Here is a 16166-nt window from a genome sequence, read left to right as displayed (position 1 = left end):
CCACCCCCTTGTGTGCGAGCGGCCCCCATCCGGGCAGCACGTACCGGGGTGGCTCGCACACAGAGGGGCCGGTCGGCGAGGGAGAGGTGAAGTGAGCGTGCGCGCGGTCGCCGCAGTCGATCTGGGGGCGACCAGCGGACGCGTCATGATCGGGCGGGTCGGCGACGCATCGCTCGACCTGGAACTGGTCACGCGGTTCCCGAACGGCCCCGTCGAACGCGAAGACGGACTGCACTGGGACTTCGCGGCGCTGGTCGAGCACGTGCTCGACGGGCTCGCCGAGGCCGTACGCCGTGAGCCGGCGATCGAGAGCATCGGGATCGACTCGTGGGCGGTCGACTACGGCCTGCTCGACGGCGACGACCTGCTCGCCGAGCCCTTCCACTACCGCGACGACAGAACCGCGCGCGGCGTCGACGAAGTGCACGAGCTGGCGCCGTTCGCCGAGCTCTACGGACGCAACGGTCTGCAGTTCCTGCCGTTCAACACGCTCTACCAGTACCGCGTCGACGCGCGACTGACGGATGCCGACACCGCACTGCTGATCCCCGACCTGCTCGCCTTCCTGCTCACGGGAGTCCGCGTCGCCGAGCGCACGAACGCGTCGACGACCGGGTTGCTCGGCGTGCGCGACGGCGAGTGGGACACCGAGCTCGCCGCGCGCCTCGGCATCCCGACCGCCGTGCTCCCGCCGCTCGTCGACCCCGGCACCGTGATCGGTCGGCTGCGTCCCGACGTCGCCGCCCGCATCGGCGCGGACCTGCCGGTGATCGCGGTGGGCTCGCACGACACCGCCTCCGCCGTCGTCGCCGTACCGATGAGCACACCGAACTCGGCGTACATCTCCTGCGGCACCTGGGGACTCGTCGGGGTCGAGCTGACCGAGCCGGTGCTGACGGATGCCGCGCGCGAGGCGAACTTCACGCACGAGCTCGGGGTCGACGGCCGCTACCGTTTCCTGCACAACGTCACGGGGCTCTGGCTCCTGAGCGAGACCGTGCGCGCGTGGGAGGCGGAGGACGGATCGCCGATCGATCTGCCGGAGCTCCTCGCCGCCGCATCCGCCGTCTCCGGCGACGTCGCCCTCTTCGATGCCGATCACTCCTCGCTCAGCGCGCCAGGCGACATGCCGGCGCGGATCGCGGCGCTCCTCGGCGCGAACGCACCCGCATCACGGCCGGCGTTCACCCGATCGATCGTCGAGTCGATCACGGCCGCGTTCGCGCAGGCCGTGCGCACCGCCGCCGACCTCTCCGGTCGTGACGTCGACAGCATCCACCTCGTCGGCGGCGGTTCGCTGAACCGGCTGCTCTGCCAGGCCACCGCAGACCGCACCGGGCTGCCGGTGCTGGCTGGACCGGTCGAGGCCACGGCGCTGGGCAACGTGCTGGTGCAGGCTCGCGCCCGCGGCGCGGCGCCCGCGTCTCTCGAGGCGTTGCGCGCCCTCGTCGCCGCGACGCACGAGCCGCAGCGCTTCGACCCGCGCGCCTGAGTCGCACATTCCGCGACGACGCCCCCTCGCGCTGCGCAGCGGGAGGGGGCGTCGTGGTGCGCGCAGGTGGTCAGCCCGCGTTCGCAGCGGCGATCAGCTGCTCGACCTGGTCGTACGTCACATCGACACCGGGGAAGCCGACGAGACGGCCGATCGGGAATGACGCCATCATCTTCTGCATCGCCTCGTCGTTCGGGATCATGGATGCCGCCGACGAGTCGGCGCCGCTGAGCTCCTCCATGAAGCCGCCGAGCGCACCCATCACGATGGGACCGGCGACCGGGTGCGCGAGCACGTCACCGACCGAGGAGTTCATCGTCAGCGCGATCTGCACATCGTCGCCCGCGACAGCGACCGAGACGGACGAACGGATGTCACGGCTGGAGGCTGCGACGTCGATCGTGTAGTCGCCGCCCTCGACGACCCAGCGGTCGACCCGCACGTCCCAGTAGGCCAGGTCTTCGCGTCGGACGACCAGCTCGACCGTTCGGCTCTCACCCGCGGCGAGGGCGACCGAGGAGAACGCCTTGAGCTCGCGCGGCGCGCGCTGCACGCTCGACGCCTCCGGAGCGACGTAGACCTGCACGACCTCTCGACCGTCGCGGTCTCCCGTGTTCGTGAGCTCGACCTGCACGGCGATGTCGCCGTCCGCACGCACGGATGCCGTCGTGGCGCCGTACTCGAACGTCGTGTACGAGAGCCCGTGCCCGAACGGATAGGTGACCTCGAGCCCCTTGGCGTCGTACCACCGGTACCCGACCAGCAGGCCCTCGCCGTAGCGCACGTGCCCGAACTCGCCGGGGAAGTTGCCGAACGAGGGGTTGTCCTCCAGGCGGACGGGAACCGTCTCGGTGAGCTTCCCCGAGGGGTTGACGACTCCGTACAGCACATCGGCGACGGCACCGCCGCCGGCCTGGCCGAGCAGCCAGCCCTCGACGATCGCCGGCACCCGGTCTGCGAAGGGCAGGGCGACGACACCGCCGTTGGAGAGCACCACGACCGTGTTCGGGTTCACGTCGATGACGGCGTCGAGCAGCGCGAGCTGATCGGCGGGAAGATCGATGTGGTCGCGGTCGAAGCCCTCGGACTCCTCGGCGGCCGGGAGCCCGAGCAGCACGACGGCGACGTCGGCGGCAGCGGCCACCTCGACCGCTTCTGCCCGAAGATCGTCGGCGGAGCGTCCGGATGCTGCGACGACGCCACCGGTCACGGCGAAGCCTGGTGCGTACGACACGGTGTCGCCGCCGATGGCGCGCAGCTCGTCGAGCGCGGTGTCGACACGCGTCGGGTTGATGAGCGAGGAACCGGCGCCCTGGAAGCGCGGTTCGGTCGCGAACGCACCGATCACCGCGACCTTCTGGTCGGCCGTGAGCGGCAGCACCGCGCGCTGCTCCCGTCCCGCATCGGGTCTCTGAGCCCCGCGAAGGGCTTCGTTCTTCAGCAGCACGATCGAGCGACCGGCTGCCTCGCGGGCGAGGGCATGATGCGCGTCCACATCGAGCGGACCGCTCACTGCCGGGCGCTCCCCTGCCTTGCGCACGAGGTCGATCGCGCGTGATGCCGCGGTGTCGAGCACGCTCTCGTCGAGCTCGCCGGCCCGCACTGCGGCGACCAGCTGCGCATCCGTCCGTCCACCGGAGGCCGGCATCTCGAGGTCGAGACCGGCCGCGACGCCGGCGACGCGGTCGTTGACCGCACCCCAGTCGGACACGACGAGGCCATCGAAGCCCCAGTCGTCGCGCAGCACGCTCGTGAGCAGCCACGGGTCTTCAGAGGTCCAGACGCCGTTGAGCTTGTTGTACGAGCACATGACGGTCCACGGCGATGCATCCTTCACCACGCGCTCGAAGCCGCGCAGGTAGATCTCACGCAGCGGACGAGGGTCGACGTCGGAGCTCGCCCGCATGCGGTCGAACTCCTGGTTGTTGGCGGCGAAGTGCTTGAGCGAGGTACCGACGCCCTGCGACTGCACGCCGCGAACCGATGCCGCGCCGAGGATGCCGGAGACGATCGGGTCTTCGGAGAAGTACTCGAAGTTGCGCCCGCACAGCGGCGAGCGCTTGATGTTGATGCCGGGGCCGAGCACGACGGCGACGTCTTCGATCGCGGCTTCCACGCCGATCGCGGCGCCCACCCGCTCGATGATCTCCGGGTCCCACGACGAGCCGATGCCGACCGCTGGCGGGAAGCAGGTCGCCGGAACGCTGCTGGCGAGGCCGAGGTGGTCGGTGCCGCCGGCCTGCTTGCGCAGCCCGTGCGGGCCGTCGGTCATCATGACCGCGGGGATGCCAGCACGTTCGATGGCCTTGGTGGTCCAGAAGTCGGCGCCGCTGGTGAGCGATGCCTTCTCCTCGAGGGTGAGATCGGATGCCGAGATGTCGGTCATGGTCTTCCTTTCGCGGGCGACGGCGGTGTCCCTGCGAAAACTATATGCCTTTCAGTTTTAGATTCCAAACGACGTTCAGGATTAGGCTGACACCATGGCACGACGAGGTTCATATGCGAAAGGCGTCGCACGACGCGAGGAGATCCTCGAGAGCGCGCTCGAGGTGATCGGCCGGAAGGGCTACCAGAACGCCTCGCTCAAGGAGATCGCCGAGGTCGTCGGCGTGACACCGGCAGCGCTCCTGCACTACTTCGGGTCGAAGGAGGAGCTCTTCACCGAGGTGCTCCGCAAGCGCGATGAGCACGACGGCATGGATCTGAGCTTCCGGGATGCGGCTGAGGCGAAGGCCGGGTTCGTCGACGTCATCCGCCACAACACCGAGGTTCCAGGCCTCGTCGCACTGTTCTCACGCCTCGCGGTCGACGCGGCCGACCCGGAGCATCCGGCCCACCGGTACTTCCTCGACCGCAGCGAGCACATGCGGGAGACCTTCGCGGAGAGCTTCGGCGCCGGGCGCCTCGGACAGCCGACACTCGACCCCGAGACGCTGGCTCGCATCATCCAGGCCGCATCGGACGGGCTGCAGCTGCAGTGGATGATCGATCCGAGCATCGACATGCCCGCCATCATGGAGGCGCTGATCGACGCCCTCCAGTCCGCAGCACCCGAGGCCAGTCGCTGAGCCATCCGCATCCGTGAGGGGCGCCGCCGGAGTACTCGTCCGCTACCGCGCGCGGGCCTTCTCGTCGCGACGGTGTGAAGCGTCAGTCGCGAGCGTCCATCCCGCGAATGCGAGCAGTGGAACCGCAGAGAGCACGCCGATCCACTCCGGGGCTCCGCCGTTGCCGATGAAGACGATGTTCAGAACGATGGCGAAGATGATCGCTCCTCCGAACAGGATCGCCCGGAGCGGCGAGAACAGCACACTCATCCGACGACGGAAGGAGGAGCTGTACGGAGGCGGAGTGGTGCGGCTCCCCTGATGACCAGAGCGTCTAGCGGACATTGCCGTTCGAGCAGGTCTGCTGGGCCGCGGAGTTGCCCTTGATCGCGTTCGGCAGCGCAACGACGTTGTCGGGCGTGGCCGAAGGATCCGGCACTGCACCCTCGGTCGGCGTCGTACCGGGGTCGACCGGAGCCGCTTCCTCGACGACGACACCGTCGCTCTTGGTGTTCTCGTGCGTGATCTGCAGTTGCGCGTTCGCCTCCAGCGCGTCCCACAGGGCCTCGGCGGCGTTGTAGTTCGGGACCACCTTGTTGGGGTTCGCCGAATCCGTGCCGGTCGGATACTGCACGAAGACGATGTCTTCGAACGGGACTTCCTTGACCGCGAGAGCTATCTGCACGATCGTCATCGGGTTGTTCGCGAGCGAGGTGCTCGGCTCGAGGTTGCTGAGCGCCGTGTTGGCCAGCTTGAGCATGACCGGAACGTTGCCGAGCACCTCGCCGCTGATGAGCTTGCGGGCAAGGCTCGACATGTACTGCTGCTGATTGCCGATACGGCCGAGGTCGCTGCCGTCTCCGACTCCGTGTCGCGTCCGGAGGAACTGGAGCGCCTGCAGCCCCTCGACCGTGTGTGTGCCCGCGGCCATGTCGAGGCCGGTGTAGCGGTCCTTGATCGGACTCGCCAGGCATACGTCGACGCCGCCGATCGCGTTCGTGATCTCGATCACGCCGCCGAAGGTGACGGATGCCGCGAACTGGACATCCTGTCCGCTGATCGCCGAGATCGTCTTCACCACGCAGTTGAGCCCTGCATCGGAGTACGCGACGTTGAGCGGCTGCTTGCTCATCGAAGAGTGGACATTCCCCTGCTCGTCGGTGCACTCCGGGATCGGCACCATCAGGTCACGCGGGAAGCTGACCACCGTGATGCGACGCGGCGCCTCGGAGACATGCACCAGCAGGTTCACGTCGTTGAGCGAGCCCTCGGAGTCACTGCCGCTGCAACGGTCGCCGAACAGCGAGGCGTACTTCTCCTCGCAGGTGTCGACACCGGCGAGGACCATGTTGAAGCCGCCCTTGTACTCGGCGATGTCCGGCGGCACGGCTTTCTGGCCCTCGAGTTCGACGGCGTTCGCCGCGACCGTGCTCGACAGGTCGTACAGGACGTATGAGGCGACACCGAACCCGCTCACCAGGACGACCGCGAGGCCGATCGCGATGAACTTCAGCAGTTGGCTGACGGAACTCGGGGTGGGCAGCTGGCCGTGGCGCGCGATCGTGCGGCGTCGGGTCTTCTCGCTCACTCGGGGACCTTTCGATTCAGCATCCGGTGCGGGGCCACCGTGCTCACACTGCGGAGGGTGTGGGATTCGAACCCACGAGACATCTCTGCCCACTGGTTTTCAAGACCAGCTCCATCGGCCGCTCGGACAACCCTCCCGACAGACGAATCTGCCGACAACGCGTGAGTCTAGCCGAGTTCTATTCTCCCGCGTGCACCTGGGCGGGTGCTGGAAGCGTGTTCAGCGCCAGCGCGAGACCGCCGTCGACGACATCCGCCGTCACTTCCGTCGCAGCATCCTTCACCACATCGGGCGCCTGCCCCATCGCGACCGCACGCCCGCCGAGCGAACTCGCCCAGCCGAACATGCCGATGTCATTGCGGCCGTCGCCGGCGACGAACACCTGCTCCCCGGCGAGCCCGAGCTCGGTGCGCACCTGCTCGAGCGCCGTGCCCTTGTCGACGCCCTGCGGTGCGATGTCGAGCCAGGCGGTCCACCCGATCGCATAGGAGACCTCGTTGAGACCGGCATCAGCCACCAGCCGGTGGAAGTCCTCTTCGTCGTGCCCTGGCGAGACCACCACGACGCGCGACACCGGCTCGGCTCCGAGTTCGTCGAAGGTGACGCGCCGACCGCCGTCGAGCGTCCAGTCGTCGAGCTGCTCGGTGTACAGCCGCTGCCCTGAGGCCAGTTCGACCATGTACCGCGCGTCGGGCAGGCGCTCCTGCAGCAGCGCGAGCACGGGGCGGGGGTCGAAGGTCTCGACGTTCCACCGCTCCCACTCGTCGCCGACCCGACGCATCGTCACCGCGCCGTTCGAGCACACCACGTACTCGGCGGTCATGCCGAGCTCCTCCACGTAGCGGCGCGTGGCCATCCAGCTGCGGCCGGTGGCGATCGTGACGACGTGTCCTGCGTCGCGGACGCGCTCCACGGCCTCGGGCACACCGGGGCTCATGGTCTCGTCCTGCAGCAGGATCGTGCCGTCGACGTCGAGTCCGACGAGCCAGGTGGAACTCATGCTGTCGACTCCTGCTCCTCGGCGGGCTCTGCGACCCACCCCTCCGGGCGCAGCACGTCGAGGCCGCCGAGGTACGGGCGAAGCACCTCGGGCACGCGCACGGATCCGTCGGCCTGCTGGTGCGTCTCGAGCAGCGCGACGATCCACCGGGTGGTGGCGAGCGTGCCGTTCAGGGTCGCCACGTGCTGGGTCTTCTTGTCCTGGCCCCCTGAGCCGCCAGCCTGGGTCCCTGCGCCGCCACCCTGGGTCCCTGAGCCTGTCGAAGGGTCCCCACCGGGGCGGTGCCGCACGTCGAGCCGCCGAGCCTGATAGGTCGTGCAGTTCGAGGTCGAGGTGAGCTCGCGGAACGCTCCCTGCGTCGGCACCCAGGCCTCGATGTCGTACTTGCGGGCGGCGCTGGATCCGAGATCCCCGGCGGCCACATCGATCACACGGTAGGAGAGACCCAACGAGGTCAGCATCTCCTCCTGCAGGGCGACCAGACGCAGGTGCTCCGCCTCGGCATCCTCTGGGTTCGTGTAGACGAACATCTCCAGCTTGTTGAACTGGTGCACGCGGATGATGCCGCGGGTGTCCTTGCCGTGCGAGCCCGCCTCGCGCCGGTAGCAGGTCGACCAGCCGGCGTAGCGCAGTGCACCGCGCGACAGGTCGACGATCTCGTCCTTGTGGTATCCGGCGAGCGCGACCTCGCTCGTGCCGACCAGGTAGAGGTCGTCGTCCTTGTCGAGGTGGTACACCTCATCGGCGTGCTCGCCGAGGAAGCCGGTGCCCTGCATGATCTCAGGACGCACGAGGGTCGGGGTGATCAGCGGCACGAAGTCGTTCTGCAGCGCCTTGTCGAGTGCGAGGTTCATGAGCGCGATCTCGAGACGGGCGCCGATGCCACGGAGGAAGTAGAAGCGTGCGCCGGAGACCTTCGCCCCGCGCTCCATGTCGATCGCGCCGAGGATCTCGCCGATCTCCAGGTGGTCGCGCGGCTCGAAGTCGAACGTGGGCACCTCGCCGACGCGGCGCAGCTCGACGAAGTTCGCCTCGCCACCGGCGGGGACGCCGTCGATCACGACGTTCTCGATGCGGGCGAGCGCGGCGGCTGCGGCATCCGATGCCTCGCCGGCCGCCTGCTGCGCCTGCTTGACCCGCTCCGCGAGCTCCTTCACCTGCGCGACGAGGGCGGCCTTCTCCTCCTTGGGAGCCTTCGCGACCAGCTTGCCGAAGGCGTTCTGCTCGGCCCGCAGCTCCTCGAACGCGGTGAGCGCGGCTCGACGCGATCGATCTGCCTCGAGTGCGACGTCGACGGTTGCCTGGTCGTTACCACGGGCAGCCTGTGAACGGCGGACGAGCTCCGGATTTTCGCGGAGCAGTGCGAGGTCGATCATGACCCAAGTCTAGAGCGCGCGTCCGACCCTGATCCCCGCCCGGTCAGCTCCCGCCATGCCTGTGCGAGACGGGCGACGCCCTCGGTCAGGTCGTGCTCGCTCACCTCCGAGAACGACAGCCGGGCGAATCCCCGGAACGCCTCACCGGATGCCGCGAACCACTCCCCGCGCTGATAGGTGACGCCGAGGTCCTGCGCTCGCTCGAACAGCTGCGTGAAGTCGATGTCGCCGTCGAGCCGTGCCCAGGCGAAGAAGCCGCCCTGCGGGTCGGCGACCTCGACCGCATCGCCGAACTCCGAGCGCAGGGCCCCGGTCAGCACCGTCGCCTTGCGGGCATAGCCGGCGCCGGCGGCGGTGATCGAAGGGTCGAGCCGATCGTCGGCCAGCATCCGCTCGACGACCGCCTGCAGAATGCCACTGGTCTGACCGTCGAGGCGGTTGCGCAGCCAGGTGACGCGTTCGGTCAGCGCGGTCGGCACCACGATCCACCCGAGCCGCAGGCCGGGACCGAGCGTCTTAGAGAAGGTGTTCACGGCGAGCACGTGGTCGGAGCCGCGGAACGCTGTGCGCGTCGGCACGGTGGTTCCGGGGAACGCGATGGCCCGGTACGGGTCGTCGGCGATCACGACGAAGCCGTACTGCTCGGCGAGCGCGACGAGCGCGGACTCCCGCTCGGCGCTCAGCGTCACGCCCGAGGGGTTCTGGAACGTCGGCACCGTGAACAGCGCCTTCGGGCGGAGGCCGTCGCGCAGACGCTGCTCGAGCTCGTCGGTGTCGATGCCCGCTGCGCCGACCCGAAGCGGCACGACATTCACGCCGATCAGGTCGAGCACCCGCAGGAAGAGCGGATACACCGGGTCGTCCACGACGATCGTGTCGCCAGGGTCGAGCACGCTGAGCACGGCGAGCGCGAGCCCGTGGGCGCCGCCGTTCGTGATGAGCACCCGCTCGGCGTCGACGCCGTCTCGCGCCGCGATCGCCGCGCGCAGTGAGGCCAGGCCGGGCGCCGGCGTGTACTTCAGCAGGGCGCCGAATCCGTCTCCCTCGGTGACCTCGCGGAAGGCGACTCGATAGAGGTCGAGCGGAAGCAGATCAGTGGCAGGGTTGCCGCCGCCGAGGTCGATGGAGCCGGGCGCGAGTCGGATGAGCGTCGCGTCGCCGAAGCCCTGGCGGACGGGGAGTCCGGCCAGCAGAGCGCTCGGGGTCAGGGCAGTGTGCGTCATGGGTGTCCGATCGGGTCAGGGGCGGAAGAGATCGAGTCGACCAGTCGACGCCGGGTTTAGAGTAGCGCCATGACGATGCCTGCAGTTCGACGCCAGGCAGCGCTCATCTACAACCCGATCAAAGTCGACGAGAAGCGACTGCGGGCGTCCGTGAAGGACCTGAGTCGCGACGCCGGGTGGGAGCATCCGGCCTTCTACACGACCACGATCGAAGACGCAGGGCAGGCCGCGACGGCCGCTGCGCTCGCACGCGGCGTCGACGTCGTGCTCGTGGCCGGCGGCGACGGCACCGTGCGCGCCGTATCGGAGGCGATCGCGAACACGGGCGTGCCGCTCGCGATCCTCCCCAGCGGCACCGGCAACCTGCTCGCGCGCAACCTCGGGCTGCCGCTGGGCGATCCGGCCGAGATGATCCGTGCGGCGCTCGGCGACTTCCGGCATCCGATCGACATCGGCTGGGCGAAGCTCACCCGCGCCGATGCCACGGAATCGGAGCACGCCTTCGTGGTGCTCGCCGGGATCGGGCTCGACGCCGACATGATCGCGAACACCCGACCCGACCTCAAGAAGTCGGTCGGTTGGATCGCCTACGTCGACGGCGCGGCCCGGTCACTCGCGACCGCGAAGCCGTTCAGAACGGTGTATCAGGTCGACGAGGGTCGCCTGCATTCGACGAAGGTGTACAGCATCCTGTTCGCGAACTGCGGCACGCTGCCGGCAGGCATCGCGCTGATCCCCGATGCCTCGGTCACGGACGCGACGCTCGACGTCGCCGTGATCCAGCCGACCGGGGTGCTCGGCTGGCTCGGCGTGTGGCGCAAGATCTGGTGGGACAACTCGGTGCTCCGACGATTCCGCGCCGGCCGCCTCGTGCTCGAACGCCGCGGGAAGGATGCCTCGGTGCACTACTTCCGAGGGCTCGCCGCCGAAGCCGCGGCTCCCGGCCCCACGCCGATCGAACTCGATGGCGACGAGTTCGGTGAGGCCGTGCGCATCACGTGCCGCGTCGACCCGTCGGCACTCCTGCTCGCGCTGCCGGCAGGGCACCCGATCGACTCGCTCTGACGAGCACCGTCGCCGTCGGCGCGGTCAGCTGTTCAGGACCGCGACGTTTCCCTCGAGCCCACCGCCGACGAGCGTGAGCATGAAGCCGTCGTCGTCGACAGCATCATCGGCGAACGCGATGATCGTCGCCCTCGGCGCCATGTCCATCGTGCACATCTTGCCGTCGTCGGTGACGAAGGTCACGGTGCCGGCGTTGCCGGATCCCTCGACCGACTCGACCACGGGAGCGCACGACGAGGAGCCCCAGGTGAGCAGCACCAGGCTGCCGTCGTCGAACCAGCCGGCGGTCGGCTGGTACTCGGTCGATGTGCCGGGTGTGCCAGTGAACTCGGCGCTGCCATCGAGGTCGACGTCGTCCGCGATCTCGCCATAGGTGACCTGCAGCGTGATGTCCTGCGTGGGATCGACGCCTTCCGGCAGCGCGCCGATGCTCGCTCGCGGCGTGAAGTCGGTGGTGCACGCCTTCTCTCCGCCGTCTTCGCTCTCGAGCTCCACCAGCGTCACCGTGACGGTCTGTCCAGCTGCCGAGACCTCATCGACCTGCGGCACGCAGCCCGACGAACCCCAGGTGACGACCGCGAACATGCGACCGTCGTCCAGCAGCGTCGCCTCGATGTCGTTGACGTCTTCGCCGCTCGCTCCCGAGCTGGGCGTCGGCGAGCTCGTCGGCGACTCCGCACCAGGGGTCGCGGTGCAGCCGGCGGTGACCAGCAGGACGGCGGCGAGAGATGAGAGGACGGCTGCGAGACGCGTGCGTGTGGCCATGCTCACAGGGTACTCGTCCGGTATTCCGGATACATCCCGGCGTTCAGGACGCCGGGGGGGGCTACTGCAGCGCCGAGGTCAGGCGAGCCAGGTTGTCGAGGACCGTGGACCGCAACGGCTGCTGCATCCACTCGTCGAGCGTCAGCTCGCGGCTCAGCGAGCGGTACTTGTCCTCCACCTCGCGCATCTCGGCGACGAACTCCTGGCCCCGCACGAGCATCGACACCTCGAGGTTCAGACCGAAGGATCGCATGTCCATGTTGCTCGACCCGATCACCGCGACCTCGTCGTCGATCGTGAGGCTCTTGGTGTGCAGGATGTACGGCTTGCGGTACATCCAGATGCGCACGCCCGACTTGAGCAGCACCTCGTAGTAGCTGCGCTGGGCGTGGTAGACCATCGCCTGGTCGCCCTCTTCCGACACGAAGAGCTCGACCTCGACGCCACGGTCGACCGCGGCGGTCACCGCGAGCAGCAGGGCCTCGTCAGGCACGAAATACGGACTGACGATCATGATCCGCTTCTTCGCGGAATACAGCAGGGCGAGGAACAGGCGCAAGTTGTTCTCGACCTCGAACCCCGGCCCCGACGGCACCACCTGACAGTCGAGGTCGCCGGATCCGATGTCGGCATGACTGATGTCGATGCCCTCCAGCACGGTGTCGGTCTCGCTGTACCAGTCGGCCACGAAGATGGCGTTCACGCTCAGCACGACCGGGCCGTCGAGCCGCACCATGAGATCGACCCAGTGCAGGCCGCGCTTGATGTTCTTCGGCAGGTTATAGGTCGAGTCGGTGATGTTCTGCGAGCCGAGGTACGCGATCTTGCCGTCGACCACGAGGAGCTTGCGGTGGTTGCGCAGGTCGGGACGCTGCATCCGTCCCTTCAGCGGCTGCACCGGCAGCATCAGATGCCAGTCGGCCTTCATGGCGTTCAGCCGCCGGACCGTCGCCTTGTACCGAGGCTTCCAGCGGTTCGCCCAGTGATCGAGCAGCACGCGCACCTCGACACCTCTGGCCGAGACCTCTTCGAGGGCACGGAAGAAGTTGTCGGTGGACTGGTCCGACTGCAGGATGTAGAACTCGACGTGCACGTAGTCCTCAGCCGCGCGGATCGCGTCGGCCATGTCGTCGAGCGACTCCTGGTAATCGGAGATGAGGTGCGCGCCGTTGTCGCCCGAGAGCGGAAGCGCGCCCAGCGTCTGGTTCATCTGCACGATCGGTCCGAACCAGTCGGGAGCGTGCGGACGCAGCGTACCGAAGTGCAGATGCTCACTGGTCTCGGCGATGTACTCGTTGATCTGATCCTGCTTGCGGCGACGCGCTCGCGGGAGCCGCGGGTTGCCGATCAGCAGGAAGAGGAAGACGCCGACGAATGGGATGAAGAAGACGGCGAGCAGCCACGCCATCGCCGCGGTCGGACGCCGGTTGCGCGGGATGACGATGATGGCCGTGATGCGGATGGTGAGATCCAGCACCAGGAGGAACGCGGCGATCCACCATGCCCAGGCCTCTGGCGTCATGGTGTCCCCTCACTGATGCGGTGTCGATCACCGCGGGTCCGCGCCCACGCCTGCGCGTTGGCTACACAGTAGCCGATGGCGGCGACGTCGCTCAGGAGCGGGGAGGGAGGCCTCGCGCTGCGCGCTCCTCGGCCTCGATCTCGGCGTGCACCTTGCGTTCGGTGCGGTCGAAGCGGAGGATGCCGCGGACGACCATGAAGAAGACGATGCTGACGCCGACGGTCGGCAGCAGCGACCAGGCGACCGCGAGCCAGAAGTTCTCCATCCCCCTATCGTACGCGCCCGCCGTGGCCTCGACTTCTCGTCCCCAATCACGGATCGACGCGGAACGCATCCACAGCCCCTCGATCCGCCCTCCGGAACACCCCGGCACGACCACACTCGCAGCATGACCACGGTTCTCCACGCCTCAGATTCCGCCGACTTCCTCGGCATCGTCCCTGCACTGGCCGGCTTCACCCCGCGCCGCAGCATCGTCCTGCTCCCGTTCCACGGCAGTCGCTCGCACGGGGCCATGCGGCTCGACCTGCCGGCAGACGAGACAGACCTCACGCGGTACGCGGATGCCGCGGTCGGTCTGATCGCCCGCCTGGACGGAACGGACGCCGTGGCGCTGGTCGTGTACACCGACGAGCACCCGGAAGCCACGCCGGACGGCCTGGTGCTGCCGTTCGCGGTCGCCGTCGACGCGGTGCTCGGATGCGCCGAGGACACGGGTCTGCGCGTCGTCGACGCGCTGTGCGTGACGCCCGCCGGCTGGTCGAGCTATCTGGTCGACGACCCCCGGCTGGGCGCCTTGGATTCGCTGCCGCCGACGCCAGAGGTGCCAGGGGTGGGCGACGTCGCCGGCGATCAGCTGAGCGGGCTCGACCTCCCCCGCGCCGACCTCGCCGCGAAGGAAGGGGTCGCCCGCGCGCTGCGCGACATCGCGGAGGTGATCGACCACGATGCCGGCGGCGGATTCACCGGGCGGGAGAACCCGCAGGCGCTCGCGGCGTTGGTATCGCTCGACGACATCCCTGCATTCTTCGAGACTCTGCTCGAGCGCCCGGACACCAACCCCACGTCCGCGATCGCAGCGCTGCTCTGGTGTCTGGAGCGACCCGTCTTCCGCGACGTCGCGATCGCGCAGTGGGCCACCGATCTGCACGGAGGCGCGCGCACGCTGGAAGCGCAGCTCGCGTTCGCCCACCACGGACGAGCACTCACCGATGATCTCGGGGCAGTGTTCCTGGGCATGGGGCCGGCGCCCGACCGGGACCGCCTGCGGCTCGCGCTCACCGTGGTCCGTCATGCGGCGGCAACCGCACCTCGCTCGGCGCGGCCAGGACCCCTCACCGCGGCGGCATGGCTCTCATGGGCGCTGGGCCGCTCCAGCCATGCGGCGCACTACCTCGATCTGGTGCGAGCGATAGACCCGGAGTACGGGCTCGCCGCGCTGCTGCAGACCATGGTCGATGCGGCGATGCTGCCGGAGTGGGCGTTCCGCCGAGGGAACACCCAGCTCGCCGACGGTGACGCTACTTGACCAGCGGGAAGAGGATCGTCTCGCGGATGCCGAGCCCGGTGATCGCCATGATCAGGCGGTCGATGCCCATGCCCATGCCACCGGACGGCGGCATGCCGTGCTCGAGCGCGCGCAGGAACTCCTCATCCACGGGCATGGCCTCGACATCTCCTCGAGCAGCGAGCTTCGCCTGCTCGACGAAGCGCTCACGCTGGATCACCGGGTCGACGAGCTCGGAGTATCCGGTCGCCAGCTCGAATCCGCGGATGTACAGATCCCACTTCTCGACGACGCCTGCGATCGAACGGTGCTCGCGCACGAGCGGCGAGGTGTCGACAGGGAAGTCCATCACGAACGTCGGACGCACCAGGTCGCCCTTCACGAAGTGCTCCCACAGCTCTTCGACGAGCTTGCCGTGGGTGGCCTGCGGAGGCAGGTCGACACCATTCGCCTCGGCGAACGCGATGAGGTCGTCGACCGAGTCCTGCGGGGTGACGGTGCGGCCGGATGCTGCCGACAGCGACTCGTACATCGAGATACGGTCCCACTCGCCGCCGAGATCGTACTCGGTGCCGTCCGCCCAGGTGACGGTGGTGGAGCCGGCGACAGCGATCGCGGCCTGCTGCACGAGCTCCTGCGTCAGTCCGGCCATCTGGTTGTAGTCGCCGTACGCCTGGTAGGCCTCGAGCATCGCGAACTCAGGGCTGTGCGTGGAGTCGGCGCCCTCGTTGCGGAAGTTGCGGTTGATCTCGTACACGCGCTCGATGCCGCCGACCACCGCGCGCTTCAGGTACAGCTCGGGCGCGATGCGCAGGTAGAGCTCGGTGTCGAAGGCGTTGGAGTGCGTGATGAACGGTCGAGCCGAGGCGCCGCCGTGCTGCACCTGCAGCATGGGCGTCTCGACCTCGAGGTACTCGTGCGAGGTGAACGTCGCGCGGAGGCTGGCGTTGACGGCGGCGCGGGCGCGCACGGTGGTGCGGGCCTGTTCGCGCACGATCAGATCGAGGTACCGGCTGCGCACGCGGCCCTCTTCGCTGAGCTCGGCGTAGGCGTTGGGCAGAGGCAGGATCGCCTTCGCGGCGATCGCCCACGCATCGGCCATGATCGACAGCTCGCCGCGGCGGCTGGAGATCACCTCGCCGTGCACGAACACGTGGTCGCCGAGGTCGACGTACTCCTTCCAGTCCGCCAGCGACTCCTCGCCGACGTTCGCGAGCGAGATCATCGCCTGGATGCGCGAACCGTCACCCGCCTGCAGGGTGGCGAAGCACAGCTTGCCGGTGTTGCGGCTGAACACCACGCGGCCAGCGACGCCGACCTGCACACCGGTCTCGGCGCCGGCCTCGAGGTCGCCGTACTCGGCGCGCAGCGCGGGGATCGCATGTGTCACGGGAACGCTCACCGGGAACGCACCGCCACCGGCATCCGCGCGCTTCTCGATCAGACGCTCGCGCTTCGCGAGGCGCACGGCCTTCTGCTCGTGGATGTCATCGTCGCCGACCGCTGCAGGGTCGGTCGGGGTCGGCTCGGGCGCGGCGGACGCGTCAGTCATGTGCGGGGCTCCTTGAAAAGTCGTTCCCA

14 protein-coding genes and 1 tRNA gene are annotated in these 16166 nt (G+C 68.7%); 4 read left to right on the top strand and 11 right to left on the bottom strand.

Features of this window, described 5'->3' with window-relative positions; genetic code table 11:
• Nucleotides 1-91: 91 nt before the first annotated feature.
• Nucleotides 92-1492 (top strand): rhamnulokinase, encoded by a 1401-nt coding sequence (locus RS83_RS08205; RefSeq protein ID WP_045279016.1) that lies wholly within the window; start codon nt 92-94, stop codon nt 1490-1492.
• Between the two features lie 70 nt (nt 1493-1562).
• Here the strand turns inward: RS83_RS08205 and RS83_RS08200 are convergent, their stop codons facing one another.
• The gene (locus RS83_RS08200) at nt 1563-3878 is read right to left on the bottom strand and encodes a glycoside hydrolase family 3 C-terminal domain-containing protein (protein ID WP_045279015.1); all 2316 of its coding nucleotides are present in this window, start codon (nt 3876-3878) and stop codon (nt 1563-1565) included.
• Nucleotides 3879-3972: 94 nt separating this feature from the next.
• Between RS83_RS08200 and RS83_RS08195 the strand changes: the two genes are divergently transcribed.
• Nucleotides 3973-4560, top strand: coding sequence for a TetR/AcrR family transcriptional regulator (locus RS83_RS08195; protein ID WP_045279014.1), 588 nt, complete (start codon nt 3973-3975; stop codon nt 4558-4560).
• Between the two features lie 42 nt (nt 4561-4602).
• Here RS83_RS08195 and RS83_RS08190 read toward each other — a convergent pair whose 3' ends face one another.
• The 6 genes from RS83_RS08190 to RS83_RS08165 form a co-directional block, all read right to left on the bottom strand.
• Nucleotides 4603-4809 carry a hypothetical protein gene (locus RS83_RS08190; RefSeq protein WP_156153156.1) on the bottom strand — a complete coding sequence of 69 codons (207 nt, stop codon included), beginning with the start codon at nt 4807-4809 and terminating at the stop codon, nt 4603-4605.
• A gap of 64 nt (nt 4810-4873) precedes the next feature.
• On the bottom strand, nt 4874-6127 hold the full coding sequence (locus RS83_RS08185) for an LCP family protein (protein WP_045279012.1): 1254 nt from the start codon (nt 6125-6127) through the stop codon (nt 4874-4876).
• A gap of 51 nt (nt 6128-6178) precedes the next feature.
• A tRNA-Ser gene (locus RS83_RS08180) sits at nt 6179-6263 on the bottom strand.
• A gap of 42 nt (nt 6264-6305) precedes the next feature.
• Nucleotides 6306-7127 (bottom strand): HAD family hydrolase, encoded by an 822-nt coding sequence (locus RS83_RS08175; RefSeq protein ID WP_045279011.1) that lies wholly within the window; start codon nt 7125-7127, stop codon nt 6306-6308.
• Nucleotides 7124-8503 carry a serine--tRNA ligase gene (gene serS, locus RS83_RS08170; RefSeq protein ID WP_045279010.1) on the bottom strand — a complete coding sequence of 460 codons (1380 nt, stop codon included), beginning with the start codon at nt 8501-8503 and terminating at the stop codon, nt 7124-7126. The genes RS83_RS08175 and serS overlap by 4 nt, the downstream gene beginning before the upstream one ends.
• On the bottom strand, nt 8500-9726 hold the full coding sequence (locus tag RS83_RS08165) for a PLP-dependent aminotransferase family protein (protein ID WP_045279009.1): 1227 nt from the start codon (nt 9724-9726) through the stop codon (nt 8500-8502). The genes serS and RS83_RS08165 overlap by 4 nt, the downstream gene beginning before the upstream one ends.
• 69 nt (nt 9727-9795) lie before the next feature.
• Between RS83_RS08165 and RS83_RS08160 the strand changes: the two genes are divergently transcribed.
• Nucleotides 9796-10791, top strand: a complete 996-nt coding sequence (locus RS83_RS08160) for a diacylglycerol/lipid kinase family protein (protein WP_045279008.1) — start codon at nt 9796-9798, stop codon at nt 10789-10791.
• Between the two features lie 24 nt (nt 10792-10815).
• Here RS83_RS08160 and RS83_RS08155 read toward each other — a convergent pair whose 3' ends face one another.
• From RS83_RS08155 to RS83_RS18955, 3 genes are all read right to left on the bottom strand, one after another.
• Nucleotides 10816-11556 (bottom strand): hypothetical protein, encoded by a 741-nt coding sequence (locus RS83_RS08155; protein WP_045279007.1) that lies wholly within the window; start codon nt 11554-11556, stop codon nt 10816-10818.
• 61 nt (nt 11557-11617) lie between these two features.
• The gene (gene cls, locus RS83_RS08150) at nt 11618-13078 is read right to left on the bottom strand and encodes a cardiolipin synthase (protein WP_045279006.1); all 1461 of its coding nucleotides are present in this window, start codon (nt 13076-13078) and stop codon (nt 11618-11620) included.
• 91 nt (nt 13079-13169) lie between these two features.
• Nucleotides 13170-13343 (bottom strand): hypothetical protein, encoded by a 174-nt coding sequence (locus RS83_RS18955; protein WP_197072090.1) that lies wholly within the window; start codon nt 13341-13343, stop codon nt 13170-13172.
• A 123-nt stretch (nt 13344-13466) separates the two neighbouring features.
• On the opposite strand from RS83_RS18955, the gene RS83_RS08145 reads away from it, so the two are divergent.
• Complete coding sequence (locus RS83_RS08145) at nt 13467-14606, top strand: DUF4192 family protein (protein ID WP_045279005.1); 1140 nt, start codon at nt 13467-13469, stop codon at nt 14604-14606.
• On the opposite strand, the gene lysS is transcribed toward RS83_RS08145, so the two are convergent.
• Nucleotides 14599-16137 (bottom strand): lysine--tRNA ligase, encoded by a 1539-nt coding sequence (lysS, locus tag RS83_RS08140; protein ID WP_045279004.1) that lies wholly within the window; start codon nt 16135-16137, stop codon nt 14599-14601. The genes RS83_RS08145 and lysS overlap by 8 nt on opposite strands.
• Nucleotides 16138-16166 lie beyond the last annotated feature (29 nt).

Source organism: Microbacterium oxydans (genome assembly GCF_000956525.1).
GTDB classification, from domain to species: domain Bacteria; phylum Actinomycetota; class Actinomycetes; order Actinomycetales; family Microbacteriaceae; genus Microbacterium; species Microbacterium oxydans_A.
The sequence above is the reverse complement of the archived record's forward strand: the minus strand, read 5'-3'. Positions and strand labels throughout refer to the sequence as shown.

Coding starts and splice junctions, on each gene's coding strand:
- RS83_RS08200 (WP_045279015.1), bottom strand. CDS start 3,878: ATGACCGACATCTCGGCATCCGATCTCACCCTCGAGGAGAAGGCATCG.
- RS83_RS08195 (WP_045279014.1), top strand. CDS start 3,973: ATGGCACGACGAGGTTCATATGCGAAAGGCGTCGCACGACGCGAGGAG.
- RS83_RS08190 (WP_156153156.1), bottom strand. CDS start 4,809: ATGAGTGTGCTGTTCTCGCCGCTCCGGGCGATCCTGTTCGGAGGAGCG.
- RS83_RS08175 (WP_045279011.1), bottom strand. CDS start 7,127: ATGAGTTCCACCTGGCTCGTCGGACTCGACGTCGACGGCACGATCCTG.
- serS (WP_045279010.1), bottom strand. CDS start 8,503: ATGATCGACCTCGCACTGCTCCGCGAAAATCCGGAGCTCGTCCGCCGT.
- RS83_RS08165 (WP_045279009.1), bottom strand. CDS start 9,726: ATGACGCACACTGCCCTGACCCCGAGCGCTCTGCTGGCCGGACTCCCC.
- RS83_RS08160 (WP_045279008.1), top strand. CDS start 9,796: ATGACGATGCCTGCAGTTCGACGCCAGGCAGCGCTCATCTACAACCCG.
- RS83_RS08155 (WP_045279007.1), bottom strand. CDS start 11,556: ATGGCCACACGCACGCGTCTCGCAGCCGTCCTCTCATCTCTCGCCGCC.
- cls (WP_045279006.1), bottom strand. CDS start 13,078: ATGACGCCAGAGGCCTGGGCATGGTGGATCGCCGCGTTCCTCCTGGTG.
- RS83_RS18955 (WP_197072090.1), bottom strand. CDS start 13,343: ATGGAGAACTTCTGGCTCGCGGTCGCCTGGTCGCTGCTGCCGACCGTC.
- RS83_RS08145 (WP_045279005.1), top strand. CDS start 13,467: ATGACCACGGTTCTCCACGCCTCAGATTCCGCCGACTTCCTCGGCATC.
- lysS (WP_045279004.1), bottom strand. CDS start 16,137: ATGACTGACGCGTCCGCCGCGCCCGAGCCGACCCCGACCGACCCTGCA.